The sequence below is a fragment of the Bradyrhizobium sp. Arg816 genome (assembly GCF_029989365.1).
In the GTDB taxonomy this organism is placed as follows: domain Bacteria; phylum Pseudomonadota; class Alphaproteobacteria; order Rhizobiales; family Xanthobacteraceae; genus Bradyrhizobium.
Genome location: NZ_JAPRAQ010000002.1, coordinates 552,712 through 565,757, shown reverse-complemented (window position 1 = coordinate 565,757; position 13,046 = coordinate 552,712). Strand labels below are relative to the sequence as shown.

Annotated in this window: 13 protein-coding genes; 9 read left to right on the top strand and 4 right to left on the bottom strand. The window is 65.0% G+C overall.

What is annotated here, in order from left to right; all coding sequences use genetic code 11:
• Nucleotides 1–216 precede the first annotated feature (216 nt).
• Nucleotides 217–882, bottom strand: coding sequence for a GntR family transcriptional regulator (locus tag OWC48_RS07765; protein ID WP_282519434.1), 666 nt, complete (start codon nucleotides 880–882; stop codon nucleotides 217–219).
• Between the two features lie 117 nt (nucleotides 883–999).
• Between OWC48_RS07765 and OWC48_RS07760 the strand changes: the two genes are divergently transcribed.
• The 6 genes from OWC48_RS07760 to OWC48_RS07735 are packed head-to-tail and all read left to right on the top strand — an operon-like array spanning nucleotide 1,000 to nucleotide 7,152.
• The gene (locus OWC48_RS07760) at nucleotides 1,000–1,794 is read left to right on the top strand and encodes an enoyl-CoA hydratase/isomerase family protein (protein ID WP_282519433.1); all 795 of its coding nucleotides are present in this window, start codon (nucleotides 1,000–1,002) and stop codon (nucleotides 1,792–1,794) included.
• 9 nt (nucleotides 1,795–1,803) lie between these two features.
• Nucleotides 1,804–3,063: a CaiB/BaiF CoA-transferase family protein gene (locus tag OWC48_RS07755; protein ID WP_282519432.1), complete on the top strand. Its 1,260-nt coding sequence runs from the start codon at nucleotides 1,804–1,806 to the stop codon at nucleotides 3,061–3,063.
• A 44-nt stretch (nucleotides 3,064–3,107) separates the two neighbouring features.
• Nucleotides 3,108–4,100, top strand: coding sequence for a tripartite tricarboxylate transporter substrate binding protein (locus tag OWC48_RS07750; RefSeq protein ID WP_282519431.1), 993 nt, complete (start codon nucleotides 3,108–3,110; stop codon nucleotides 4,098–4,100).
• Nucleotides 4,101–4,118: 18 nt separating this feature from the next.
• The gene (locus OWC48_RS07745; RefSeq protein ID WP_282519430.1) at nucleotides 4,119–4,601 is read left to right on the top strand and encodes a tripartite tricarboxylate transporter TctB family protein; all 483 of its coding nucleotides are present in this window, start codon (nucleotides 4,119–4,121) and stop codon (nucleotides 4,599–4,601) included.
• A gap of 11 nt (nucleotides 4,602–4,612) precedes the next feature.
• Nucleotides 4,613–6,151 (top strand): tripartite tricarboxylate transporter permease, encoded by a 1,539-nt coding sequence (locus tag OWC48_RS07740; protein WP_282519429.1) that lies wholly within the window; start codon nucleotides 4,613–4,615, stop codon nucleotides 6,149–6,151.
• Complete coding sequence (locus OWC48_RS07735; RefSeq protein ID WP_282519428.1) at nucleotides 6,148–7,152, top strand: 4-hydroxythreonine-4-phosphate dehydrogenase PdxA; 1,005 nt, start codon at nucleotides 6,148–6,150, stop codon at nucleotides 7,150–7,152. The genes OWC48_RS07740 and OWC48_RS07735 overlap by 4 nt, the downstream gene beginning before the upstream one ends.
• Before the next feature lie 9 nt (nucleotides 7,153–7,161).
• On the opposite strand, the gene OWC48_RS07730 is transcribed toward OWC48_RS07735, so the two are convergent.
• Both OWC48_RS07730 and OWC48_RS07725 read right to left on the bottom strand, forming a co-directional pair.
• A complete protein-coding gene (locus OWC48_RS07730) occupies nucleotides 7,162–7,575 on the bottom strand; it encodes a cupin domain-containing protein (protein ID WP_282519427.1) in 414 nt (137 codons plus the stop codon).
• 50 nt (nucleotides 7,576–7,625) lie between these two features.
• Nucleotides 7,626–8,369: an SDR family oxidoreductase gene (locus tag OWC48_RS07725; RefSeq protein WP_282519426.1), complete on the bottom strand. Its 744-nt coding sequence runs from the start codon at nucleotides 8,367–8,369 to the stop codon at nucleotides 7,626–7,628.
• A 366-nt stretch (nucleotides 8,370–8,735) separates the two neighbouring features.
• Here OWC48_RS07725 and OWC48_RS07720 point away from each other — a divergent pair, with 366 nt between their 5' ends.
• Both OWC48_RS07720 and OWC48_RS07715 read left to right on the top strand, forming a co-directional pair.
• On the top strand, nucleotides 8,736–8,909 hold the full coding sequence (locus tag OWC48_RS07720; RefSeq protein ID WP_282519425.1) for a hypothetical protein: 174 nt from the start codon (nucleotides 8,736–8,738) through the stop codon (nucleotides 8,907–8,909).
• 74 nt (nucleotides 8,910–8,983) lie between these two features.
• The gene (locus tag OWC48_RS07715) at nucleotides 8,984–9,742 is read left to right on the top strand and encodes a sulfite exporter TauE/SafE family protein (RefSeq protein WP_282519424.1); all 759 of its coding nucleotides are present in this window, start codon (nucleotides 8,984–8,986) and stop codon (nucleotides 9,740–9,742) included.
• 80 nt (nucleotides 9,743–9,822) lie between these two features.
• Here OWC48_RS07715 and OWC48_RS07710 read toward each other — a convergent pair whose 3' ends face one another.
• Nucleotides 9,823–10,899, bottom strand: a complete 1,077-nt coding sequence (locus OWC48_RS07710) for a methyl-accepting chemotaxis protein (RefSeq protein ID WP_282519423.1) — start codon at nucleotides 10,897–10,899, stop codon at nucleotides 9,823–9,825.
• Between the two features lie 282 nt (nucleotides 10,900–11,181).
• Here OWC48_RS07710 and recJ point away from each other — a divergent pair, with 282 nt between their 5' ends.
• Nucleotides 11,182–13,023 carry a single-stranded-DNA-specific exonuclease RecJ gene (gene recJ, locus OWC48_RS07705; protein ID WP_282519422.1) on the top strand — a complete coding sequence of 614 codons (1,842 nt, stop codon included), beginning with the start codon at nucleotides 11,182–11,184 and terminating at the stop codon, nucleotides 13,021–13,023.
• Nucleotides 13,024–13,046 lie beyond the last annotated feature (23 nt).

Here is a 13,046-nt window from a genome sequence, read left to right as displayed (position 1 = left end):
TCTCCGTTGGCTGCGCAAGGGCGAGCGGACTTGCTCGCAGAGCGTGAAGCAGGGACGCTTCACGTCTAACGCGCTACCGATTCAGCCGACAGAGGGCGGCGAGGATAATCGGGCGAAAGTGAAATCGGACGGTTCGGATGTTCGAGGCGGTTATCGCGGCGAAGCGGCGCGAAGGCCAGAGGCGGAATGAATGAATGCTCGCCGGGCGAGCCCGCCTCACGCGATCCGCAGTGCCGGGTCGTTTCCTTCCGTTTCGGCAAAGCCCGCCTGCAAGACCTCTTCGCGCTTGTGGCGCAGATGCGCGCGCAGGATGTGGGAGAGGCCGGCGCCGTCGCGCCGCTGCAGCGCGTTCAGGATCGCCTCGTGCTCCTTCACGGCGAACGCCCAGCGCTGCGGTGTCATCGGCGTGACGTAGCGCGCGCGGCGGATGCGCGCGGTCACGGAGGCATAGAGCCCGGTCAGCGCGGGATTTTCGGCTGCGGCGACGATGGCCTCGTGAATGGCGCGGTTGCCGCGATAATACTGGATCAGATCGCCCTCGCGATAATGCCGAACCATGTCGTCATGCGCGGCGGCGATTTCGCCGATCCCGGCGTCGCTGATGCGCTCGCAGGCGAGCTCGCCGGCGAGCGCCTCGAGACCCTGGCAGACCTCGAACAGGTCGCGCATGTCCTTGTCAGTCAGCTTTGCCGCGCGCGAGCCGCGATGGGGCAGGAGCTGCACGAGCCCTTCGGCGGCGAGCACCTTGAGCGCCTCGCGCAGCGGCGTGCGCGAGATCTGGAGTCGGTCGCACAGCTCGCGCTCGGGAATCCGCGCGCCCGGCGGGATTTCACCGTCGAGCAGGATGGCGCGGATGCGGCCGACAACCTCCTCGTGAAGCATGGGCAAACGCTCCAGTTTGAATGCAAAAATGAAGTTATACGCCACTATTCGGAAGTTCCAGCTTGAAAATTGCAAATTTTGCATTCAAAAATGCAAAAAACAGAAGGACACGAGGAAATGGACCATGCCGCGGAGACGGACGACCTCGTTTTTGAATGCAAGGACAGTATCGGGTGGATCACTTTCAACCGCCCGCAGGCGCGCAATGCCTTCACCTTCGCCATGTACGAGCGGCTGGCGGCGATCTGCGAAGAGGTCAACGACGATCATTCGATCAAGGTGCTGGTGCTGCGCGGGGCCGGCGACAAGGCCTTTGCCTCGGGCACCGACATCAATCAGTTCCGCGAATTCAAGACGCCTCAGGACGCCATCGACTACGAGAACCGGATCGATCGCGTGCTCACGACCCTCGAGCAGTGCCGCGTGCCCACGATCGCGGCGATCAACGGGTTCTGCACGGGCGGCGGCGCCGGCATTGCCGCGGCCTGCGACCTGCGCATCGGCACCAGCAGCACGAAAATCGGATTTCCCATCGCTCGGACCCTCGGCAATTGCCTGTCGATGTCCAATGTCAGCCGTCTCACCGCGCTGATCGGCGCTGCGCGCGTCAAGGATCTGATCTTCACCGCGCGCCTCGTTGACGCCGCCGAAGCCGCCAGCGTCGGGCTGCTCGGCGAGGTCGTCGATGACATCGCAGCGCTCGACCAGCGAGCCGATGAACTTGCCCGGCTCTTGGCCAGCCACGCGCCGCTGACATTGACCGCGACCAAGCAGGCCGTGGCCCGCCTGCAAAGGCGGCTGACGCGGGACGAGGGGGACGACCTCATCCTGATGTGTTACACGAGCCAGGATTTTCGCGAAGGGCTCGATGCTTTCCTCAACAAGCGCGCGCCGCAATGGCGCGGCCAATAGGACGCCCCGATGCAAAGCGATCGAGCACAAACCAACTCCGGCCGTCCGGGGCCGCTTGCCGGCCTCAAGGTTATCGATCTCACCCATGTCATGGCGGGGCCGACCTGCACCCTGATGCTCGCTGACATGGGCGCCGACGTCATCAAGATCGAGAAATCGCCGAACGGCGACGACACTCGCCATTCGGTGCCGCCGAAGATCGGCGAGGAGGCGGCCTCCTTCCTGATGATGAACCGCAACAAGCGCGGCATCGTGCTGGACCTCAAGACCGAAGGTGGTAAAGCGGTGCTGCGACGGCTGATCGCGGGCGCTGACGTACTGGTCGAGAACTTTGCGCCAGGGGCCATGGAACGCCTGGGCTTCGGCTACGAAGACCTGCACAAGCAGCATCCGACGTTGATCTACTGCTCGCTGTCGGGCTTCGGCCGCACCGGCCCCTACAAGCATCGCCGCGGTTTTGACCTCGTCGCGCAGGCCATGAGCGGCATCATGAGCTTTACCGGCGAACGCCCGGATGGGCCGCCGGTCAAATGCGGCCCGCCGCTGTCCGACATCACCGCCGGCCTGCTCGCGAGCATGGGTATCCTCGCCGCCTATACGCACCGCCTCAAGACCGGCGAGGGGCAGTGGGTCGAGACGTCGCTCTATGAGGCGGCGCTGGTGCAGACCTACTGGCAGTCCACGATCGCGCTGGCCGCAGGCACGGCGCCGCGCGCGATGGGCTCGGCCCATCCGCTCAACGCGCCATACCAGGCTTTTGAAGCTTCGGACGGCTGGCTCGTGGTCGGTGGTGCCAACAAGAAGCATTGGCTGTTGATGTTGGAAGCACTCGGTGCGAGCGAACTGGCCGCCGATCCGCGCTTCGCCAACGGCTCCGACCGCATGGCGAACCTGAAGGAGCTCGAGGCGGTCCTGGGCGAGCGTTTCCGCACCAAATCGCGGGCTCATTGGCTGGCAGCACTGGACGAAAAGGGCGTGCCGTGCGGACCCGTGCACGACATGCTGGAGGCGCTCAGCGATCCCCAGACGCTGGCGCGCGAGATGGTCGTCGAGGTCGAGCACTCCACGCTCGGCCCCGTGAAGACGATCGGGCTTCCCGTCAAGTTTTCGGAGACCCCAGGCAAAGTGCTGTCGGGCGCGCCGGTCTATGGTGAGCACACAAGCGAGGTTTTGGCCGAGCACGGGTTCGACCAGAAGCAGATCGAAGCGCTCGAGAAAGAAGGCGCAATCGTTCTGGGCTTAGCGAGGCGCGAGGAACGCGTCGCCTGACCGGACGTCGGTAGAACAAAAAAACATAAAAGCTGGAGGAAATCATGGGTGGGACGTCAAGGCTTCTGCTATCCGCGGCTGCGGCCGTACTCGCCGGCACCATGCCGGCGCTCGCCGCCTGGCAACCGCAAAAGCCGATCGAGTTCGTGGCCACGGCAGGGCCGGGCGGCGGCACCGACAATCTCGCCCGCGCTGTGCAGAACATCATCACCAAGTACAAGCTGACGGAGCAGCCGATCGTCGTCGTCAACAAGGGCGGCGGCAGCGGCGCGGAAGGCTATGTCTACGGCAAGGCTTCCGCCGGCGATCCCTACAAGGTGATCTTCGGCACCTCGAACGCCTGGCAGCAGCCGCTCGTCTCCAAGGTCGCCTTCAACTACACCGATCTCACCCCGATCGCGGCGATGGCGCAGGACGAGTTCCTGCTCTGGGTCAAGCAGGATGCGCCGTACAAGACGGCGGGTGACTATCTGAAGGCGGCCGCATCCGGCGAATTCAAGATGGGCGGCGCGCAGTCAAAGGACACCGACGAGGTGCTGACCCGCATGATCGAGAAGGCCGGTCACGTCAAGCTGACCTACATCCCGTTCAAGAGCGGCGCGGAGACCGCGGTGCAGCTCGCCGGCGGACACCTCGATTCCCACGTCAACAATCCCAGCGAAAGCCTCGGGCAATGGCGCGGTGGGACGCAGCGCCCGCTTTGCGTGTTCAGCCCGAAGCGGCTGGCGCCGGGCGCCAAGGTCACGGCGACCGAAGGCTGGGGCGACGTTCCAACCTGCGTCGAGCAGGGTCTCGACATCAAGCAATACGAACAGCCGCGCACGGTGTGGCTGCCCGGCAAGGTCACTCCGGAGCAGGCCGCGTTCTACGTCGACTTGATGAAGAAGGTGCAGGCGACGCCGGAATGGAAGGACTACATCGAGAAGACCTCCCAGGTCGACACGTTCCTGACCGGGGCCGAGTTCGACAAGTTCATCAAGGAGGACCTCGAGCACGTCAAACAGGTCGCGGGCGAGCAGGGCTGGCTGGTCAAGTAAAGCGGAAGGTCCCGCACCATGATATCGCGCCGCGCTCTTGAACTTGCGACCGCCGTCCTCACCGGGAGCTTTGGTGCGGCCGTCGTCGTCTCCAGCCTCGACAACGGCATCGGCTGGTCGAGCGCGGGCGTCGACGCCGGCACGTTCCCGTTCCTGACCGGCATCATCATCGTGCTCGGAAGCCTCTACAATCTGGTGCGGGGCGTGCTGCCGGCTGCGACGCTTGCAAATGTCCCCATCGCGATCACGCCGATCGAGCTGCGCCGGCTTGCCGGCCTGTTCGTGCCGGCCGCGATCTTCGTTGCCGCGATCCCGCTGGCCGGGATGTACATCGCCTCGGCCCTGTATGTCTTCGCGGTGCTGGCGATGCCCCGGCATCAATCCGTGCCACGTGCGCTGGCGATGGCGGCGGCCACGACGCTCGCCCTCTACGTCGTGTTCGAGCGCATGTTCCAGGTCAGTCTGCCGCATGGCGCGCTGGCCGCCGCATTCGGCTTCTGAGGGCGGGGCCGATGGATAATCTCGGAGAACTCCTGCACGGCTTCACCATCGCGGTCACCGTGCCGCATCTGGCCCTGATGGTCGTCGGCGTGTTGCTCGGCATTCTCGTCGGCGTGCTGCCGGGGCTGGGTGCGCCGAACGGGGTGTCGCTGCTGCTGCCGCTGACGTTCGGCATGCAGCCGGTGTCGGCGATCATCCTGCTCTCCAGCATGTACTGGGGGGCCCTGTTCGGCGGCTCGGTCACCTCGATCCTGTTCAACATTCCGGGCGAGCCATCGTCGGTCGCGACCACCTTCGACGGCTATCCCATGGCTCGTGATGGCCGGCCGACGACGGCGCTCGCCACTGCCTTCGGCTCGGCGGCGTTCGGCGCGCTGATCGGCGTCATCCTGATCACCTTCCTCGCATCCTGGGTGGCGCAGGTCGCGCTCGCCTTCGGGCCGCCGGAATATTTCGCGGTCTATTTCCTCGCCTTTGCGAGCTTCGTCGGCATGGGCGGCGCGGCGCCCATCAAGACCGTCGTGGCGCTGGCGATCGGCTTCGCGATCGCCGCGATCGGAATCGACACCGTCTCCGGCAGCGTCCGCCTCACCATGGGCATCGACGAGCTGGTGAAGGGCGTGAACTTCGTCGTCGCGGTGATGGGCCTGTTCGGCATCGGCGAGCTGCTGGTCGCGGTCGAAGAGGAGTTTCATGCCCGCGCGGTCTCCTCGAAGATCGATTGGCGCGAGGTGTTTCGTGCTGTCGGCCGACTGCCGCGGCACAGCGTTGCATTGTTGCGGAGTGCCGCGATCGGATGCTGGATGGGGATCACGCCGGGCGGCCCGACCGCGGCGTCCTTCATGAGCTACGGCATCGCCCGCCGCTTCTCGCGCCGTGGCCGGTACTTCGGCACGGGTGAGGTCGAAGGCATCATCTCGCCGGAGACGGCCGATCATGCCGCCGGCACCAGCGCGCTGCTGCCGATGCTCTCGCTCGGCATTCCCGGTTCGGCGACCGCCGCCGTCATGATGGGCGGGCTGATGATCTGGGGCCTCAATCCCGGGCCGATGCTGTTCGTCGACCAGAAGGACTTTGTCTGGGGGCTGATTGCCTCGATGTATGTCGGCAACATCGTCGCCGTCGCGCTGGTTCTGCTGACCGTCCCCGTATTCGCGGCCTTGATGCGGATTCCCTTCGTGGTGATCGCGCCCCTGATCGTGATCATCTGCGTCGTTGGTGCCTATTCGGTGTCGAACTCCTATCTCGACGTGGTCATGATGCTCGGCTTCGGGATCGTCGGCTATCTCTTCAAGAAGCTGTTCTATCCGCTGGCGCCGCTGGTGCTCGCGATCGTCATCGGCGACAAGGCCGAGGATGCGTTCCGGCAATCGATGCTGATGTCGAAGGGATCGCTCGGGATCTTCTTTGCGAACAAGCTGGTGACGTGCCTGATCGTGGCCGGCATCGCACTGCTGCTGCTTCCGCTCGCATTGCAGCTCGCGCGCCCCTGGCGCAAACCCATATCCCCAACGGCTGAGACGACGGCCCAGGAGAAGGTGATCATATGACTGCAAAGCCGCTCATTGCGCTGGCGATGGGAGATCCCGCCGGCATCAGCCCGGAGTTGACCGCCAAGCTCGTGGCGCAGGACGACATCCGCGCCCGCAGCCGTCTCGTCGTGATCGGCGACCGCCGCATCTTCGACGAAGGCGCGCGCGTCGCCGGCATCAAGCCGGAGCTGAAGACAGTGGAGCAGGGAGCCGACTTTCGCGCGACGGAGGGCGATGCGCTGTTCGTCGATCTCGGGCATCTCGATCTTAAAGAGGTCGAACCGAAAACCGCGACCCTTTCCGGCGGCAGCTTCGCGCTCGCCAACTACAAGCATGCGCTCGAACTCGGTCGCGACGGCCGCGTCGATGCCGTCTGCTTCACCCCCTTCAACAAGCAGGCGATGCGGCTCGCCCGCGCCGAATATGACGACGAGATCGCATTTTCAGCCGAGGTGGTCGGGCTCAAGACGGCGGCGAGCGAATTCAACGTTCTGGATCAGCTCTGGAACGCACGGGTCACCTCCCACATTCCGCTCAAGGACGTCGCCGCGCGGCTGTCCAGCGATCGCATCCATCGCGCGCTCAAGCTGACCGACGCCTGCATGCGCAATGCCGGCTTCGCGCGACCGCGCATCGCGGTCGCGGGTCTCAATCCACATGCCGGCGATGGCGGCAATTTTGGCCGCGAAGAGATCGATGTCATCGCGCCCGTGGTCGCGGCCGGCCAGCGCGAGGGCATCGCTGCCGAGGGGCCGTTCCCGGCCGACACCGTGTTTCTGCGCGCCAAGGGCGGCGCCTTCGATGCGGTGCTGACGATGTATCACGACCAGGGCCAGATCGCGATGAAGCTGATGGGCTTCGATCGCGGCGTCACCTTGCTCGGTGGCTTCCCATTCCCGATCTGCACGCCCGCGCACGGCACCGCCTACGACATCGCAGGGCGAGGCATCGCGTCGATCGGCGCCAGCCGCGCCGCGTTGTTGCTCGCCGCGGAGATGGCCGCGCGCCGCGCTGCGTGACGGCCAGTGCTACTTCGTGATCGGCGTGACCAGCTCCTTGTCTGCTGAATCCACGACGAAGACGGCCAGCAGCTTCGCAGGTTCGGTATCGCTGGCATTCGCACTTATGGCGTGACGGTCGCCGGGCTTTTCGAAGAAATTCTCTCCTTTGCGATAGACCTTGGCGGGGTCGTCATTGACCTGACTGCGGATCGCTCCTTCCAGGATGGTCGCATAGATGAATGCGGAGCGCGGATGCATGTGGGCCGGCGAGGAGCCGCCGGGACCATACTCGACCAGCACGCCCTTCATGCTCTTGCCTGGGACGTTCGGCAGCGCCTGGTCGAACACGACCGTCACTTTGGCCAGAGGTGCCGGTTCGGCCGCATGGCCCGTCAGGACTGATGCGGCATAAACCGCCGTTGCGATCAGCAATCTGCGCATGGGATTTCCTTCATTGCAGTGGTTGTCGTGATGGAAGGTCCGGCGGACCCTCAGAGCCTTGCGAGCCATGTTGCGAGCGACGTTTTTCCAAGCCGCGCCTCGCCGAGCGGGTTCAGCGATGTGTCGTCGATGGGGGCGCCGTAGTACGGTGCCTTCGGGTCTCCCACCACCGGTCGGGCGTCGCCGGACGCCTTCAGGCGCCGCGCAATGAATTCATTGAAGGGGGCCTTCTCGGGTCCTGCGATATCGATGGTGCCGTTGAGCGGCCGGCCCATGGCGACCTCCGCGAGGCGATCAGCTACGTCTTCGGCGGCGATCGGCTGAAACAGTGCGGACGGGACGACGATCTTTCCTTCGACCACAGCCGTATCGGCGATGGCGCCGAGGAATTCGAAGAACTGGGTGGCACGAACGATGGAGTAGGGGACGGAAGACGATTTGATGATGGTCTCCTGGGCGAGCTTGGCCCGAAAATAGCCGTTGTCGGGCGACCGTTCGGTCCCCACGATCGACAGCGCCACGTGATGATTCACGGCTGCTGCCGCCTCTGCCGCGATGAGGTTTGTGCTCGAGCGCTGGAAGAAATCGAGCACGGCGGCGGGCTCCCAGGACGGCGCGTTGGCGACGTCGACGACAACATCCGCGCCAGCCAGCGCTGCTGCGAGGCCTTCCCCGGTCACGGCGTTCACGCCTGATTTCGGCGAGGCTGCAACGGCCTCGTGGCCGTGTTGGTTCAACTTCGTCACGAGCTTGGATCCGATCAATCCGGTCCCGCCGATCACGACGATCTTCATGGCATGTCTCCTCGGCATGTGACGAGCGTGAGTGATCCAGGTCCGTGAACCGATCACGTCACGTCGCCCAACGTGATGCGAAGCGCAGCTTAGCCGAGCAATGCGGCGAGCTCTTGCCTGTAACCGGCCTGCTTTGCCGGAAAATGCTTCAGAGACTCGTTGCGACGGGGGGACGCCGCGCCTGCCGCGGTCGGATCGAAGCCCAACGCAAAAGTTTGCTGCATCTGCTCTGCTCGTGCGGAGGCGGCTAAATTGCACCGAGATCAATGTTCTTAGTGTACTGAGATATGTACCGGTTCATATTGCGCCGCACCGACCCTCAAATGCACCGAGAGGTGGTCGCGCTCGACAAAGCGGAGCAACAGAATGAGCATGAATTATCTTGATGTGTTTCTGGCATTCCTCGGAATGACCTTTGGCCTGCCTTCAGTGCTGCCCGGCCTCTTTTTCCAGCGGAAGGCCGAGCCGCCTCGAACCTCGCAAGCGACGTCGACCGACGCCGGCCCACCAGCAACCGATGACGACGTCAGGACTACCTGAGCCGAGTCTCGCCCGCGATGTTTCGACGTGACGCGGCGCCGAGGCGCGAGCGTGACGATCATGGAGATGCGCAGATGGATTTGACGGTCGCCACGGTGATCATCGCCTTTTCCGGCGTCTTCCTGATCTGCTTCATGAAGGGCGCATTCGGCGGCGGCTTCTCCATCGTCGGCATTCCGTTGCTGTCGTGCGTGATGGATCCGGTCACGGCGGGCGGCCTGCTCGCGCCGCTCTTCATCGCCATGGACCTGTTCGCGCTGCGCTACTGGAAGCCCTCGACATGGTCGAAGCCGGACCTGGTGCTGCTGTTGCCCGGGCTCGTGATCGGCATTGCCCTCGGCTACCTCTTGTTCCGTGTATTGGACCATCGCGCCGTCGCGATCGTGATGGCAGTCGTGACGTTGAGCTTCGTTGGCATATGGCTCGTGCGTGATCCGAAGGTGGTAATTCGTCCGCGCTCCTCGCCGAAGGCGGTTGCTGCCGGTCTTGCCTCGGGTGTCACGACCATGGTAGCGCATTCCGGCGGACCGCCGCTGGCGATGTACCTCCTGCCGCTTGGCCTCAGCAAGGAGGTCTACGCGGGAACGACGAGCCTGTTCTTCACCGTCGGCAACGCGATCAAGGCGGTACCTTGGCTGTTGCTGGTGCGGCCGGCGGGCAACGTCTGGATCGTGATGGCGGCGTGCCTCCTTGCCATTCCCAGCGGCGTCTGGCTCGGCTGGCGGCTGCACGGAAAGCTGGACCAGCGGCAGATCTACCGGGCGTGCCATGGCTTGCTGGCCGTGACGGCGTTGAAGCTGTTGTGGGACGGCGTGTCTGGTTATCTCGGATAGGCCGCAAGTCGCTCCGCATCACGGCACGACCATCATTCGACGGTCACGCTGCCCCGCTCACAGATCACGCGATGATGTCGTCATGCTCCGCAGACGATCACGCCGTACCAGCCGAGGCCGCGATAAGTCTCGTAGCCTGGGGTCGCATGGAACGCGACCAGCGCGCCCGTGCGGTCGTGATAGAATCCGGAGCGCTGGCCGTTAAGCGAGATCGAGATGCGCTCGCTCAAAATTCCCTGGCCGTCGGAAGCCGCGATGACACGCAGATTGGAGTCGACCAGCAACACGCGCGCCTTGTCGCTGTCGCCGACGCGCACGCCCTGCACGATGGCGCGGGCCTGTGCCTCCCAGTCGAAATGGATGGCGAGCACGCCGATCGGCGCGCCGTTGGCCTGGCCGCCGGCGCGGACGCTGGCACAATAGGTCGCGACCTGCGCATTGCCGAGCAGCGGCTGGTTCTCGACGTCACCGGCGACATAGTCGTCGCCGGAGCGCAAGGTTCGCGCCTCGCGAAACCACTTTGTGTGGGCGACGTTCTGGCCGACGACGCGAAAGCGGTCGGAGCGGCCGTTGGCGATGACATTGCCGTCGAGATCGCAGAGCCAGAGGTCGAGATAGACGGTGTAGGCGCCGAGGATCACGCCGAGGCGCTGCGAGGCATGGGAGACGGCTACGGCGCTCGGCGAGGCCGCGCAATCGACCACGGCGGAGTCGGTTGCCCACCAGCGCACGTCGCAGGTGCGTTCATAGAGATTGCGATCGATCAGCTCGATGGCGTTGAGCGACAGGTCGACCATGCGCTCGCCGCGCGAGCGCTGGCTCATGCGGTCGATCGAGGCGACGAGATCGCCGGTGCGCTTCGTCAGCTGGCTCTCGAGCTCGCGCGCGATGGTTTCGACCTGCTGGCCGACGCCGCGCACCTCCTGCGCCACCACAGCGAAGCCCGCGCCCTGCGCGCCGGCGCGCGAGCTCTCGATCAGCGCGTTGAGCGCCAGCATTTTCATCTGGTTGGTGATCTGCTGGATCGCCTTGGTCTTGTCGACCGCGATCTGGTTGACCTCCGCGGTGAGGCGATTGATCAGCGCGGAGATGTCGGAATCATCATCTGCGGGTTCGGAGGCGATCGGCTTGGCTTTCAGACCCAGCGCAGCAGACATCGGGGACTTCCCTTGGCAATGAGGCCAGATCTGCAACGAACCCGGAACAACAAATTACAGATCGAATACGAGTCTTTTTCGAAGATTCCGCCTAACGCCTGCTTAATTTGCTGTTCCACGGAATGCCCAAATGATAGTCAGTCCGCGCAGCAAAGCGGCAATCCACCGCTTTGTGCGCGGCGGACATTGCAAATCCCGGGGGATTCCAGGTCAATCGTCATTGCCGGCCGATCGCCGCAACGCCCAGTCCGAATCCCGGGTTCCTCAAGCCAGTCTCGACTCATGACGCCGCCCGCAACCGCCTTGCCCGTCGAAGTGCCCCAGGCGTTTCTGGGCGTCGCGCGCTCACTCACCGACAAGCTCTGGCTCGACCGGCTGGATGCGCGCGGAGCGGCCAAGGCGCTCGCCATCGTGCAGCGGCACCAGCTGCCGGAGTTGCTGGCGCGGGTGCTGGCGGGCCGCGGCATCGACATCGATGGCGTCAGCGACTTCCTGGATCCGACCATCCGCAAGCTGTTGCCGGACCCGTACACTGTGACCGAGATGGAGGCCGCCGCGAAGCGGATCGCGGACGCAGCGGGGCGCGGCGAGAAGGTTGCGATCTTCGGCGATTACGACGTCGACGGCGCCACCTCGGCGGCGCTGCTGGCCTGGCATCTGCGCCATTGCGGGCTCGATCCGCTGATCCATATTCCCGACCGAATTTTCGAAGGCTACGGCCCGAACACGGAAGCGATCCGCGCGCTGGCCGCGAAGGGCGCCACGCTGCTCGTCACGGTCGATTGCGGTACCACCAGCATCGAGCCGCTCGCGGAAGCCAAGCGCCTCGGCATGTCCGTCGTCGTGATCGATCATCACCAGGCCGGCACGGAGCTGCCGGAGGTCGATGCGCTGGTCAATCCGAACCGGCTCGACGATCTCTCGGGCCTTGGCCATCTCGCCGCCGTCGGCCTCGTGCTGGTGACGCTGGTCGCCGTCAACCGCGAGCTGCGCCAGCGCGGCTTCTGGACGAGCGAGATGCCCGAGCCCGATCTGCTCGGCATGCTGCATCACGTCGCGCTCGGCACGGTTGCGGATGTCGCGCCGCTGATCGGGCTCAATCGTGCTTTCGTCGCAAAAGGCCTGATCGCGATGCGGCGGCGCGACCATGTCGGCCACACCGCGCTGATGGACGTGGCGCGGCTCAACGGCCCGCCGGAGGCCTGGCATCTCGGCTTCATGCTGGGGCCGCGCGTCAATGCCGGCGGCCGCATCGGCCGCGCCGATCTTGGCGTGCGGCTCTTGCTCGAAGGCGACAGCGTCGAGGCGGCGCGGATTGCGGCCGAGCTCGATCGCCTCAACAGCGAGCGCCGCGTCATCGAGCAGGCGGCCGAAGCCCAGGCCGAAGCCGAGGCGCTGGCCTCGATCGGGCTCGAGGACAAGATTGGCGTCATCGTCACGGCCTCCGAAGGCTGGCATCCCGGCGTGGTCGGCCTCGTCGCGTCCCGCCTGAAGGAGAAGTTTTCGCGGCCGGCCTTTGCGATTGCACTGGAGCCCGGCGGCATCGGCACCGGCTCGGGCCGCTCCATCGCCGGCGTCGATCTCGGCAAGGCTGTGCGGCAGGCGGTGACTGACGGCATCTTGCTGAAGGGCGGCGGCCACGCGATGGCCGCGGGCGTGACGCTGCGGAAGGAGAAGCTCGCCGAATTCCGCGCCTATCTCGAAAATGCGCTGGCGCGGGACGTTGCCGAGGCGCGCCATGTCAACGAGCTCTATGTCGACGGCGCGGTGTCCGCGCGCGCCGTGACAACGGAGCTTGCGACCACGCTCAACCGCGCCGGTCCGTTCGGCAGTGGCAACCCGGAAGTCGTGCTGGCGCTGCCATCGCATCAGCTCGTCTATGCCGATGAGGTCGGACAGGCGCATTTGAGGCTGCGCTTCAAGTCGGGCGACGGCTCGATCGTCAACGGCATCGCATTCCGCTCGGTCGGCCAGAAGCTTGGCAATGCGCTTCTTGCCAATCGCGGTCAGCAATTGCATGTCGCGGGATCGTTGTCGGTCGACCGGTATCAGGGCGCCGAGCGCGTGCAATTCCGCGTCGTCGACGTCGCGCTACCGGACCAGGGGCCATCCGTGATTAGATAACGGCCCTAAACAACAAAAAAGAA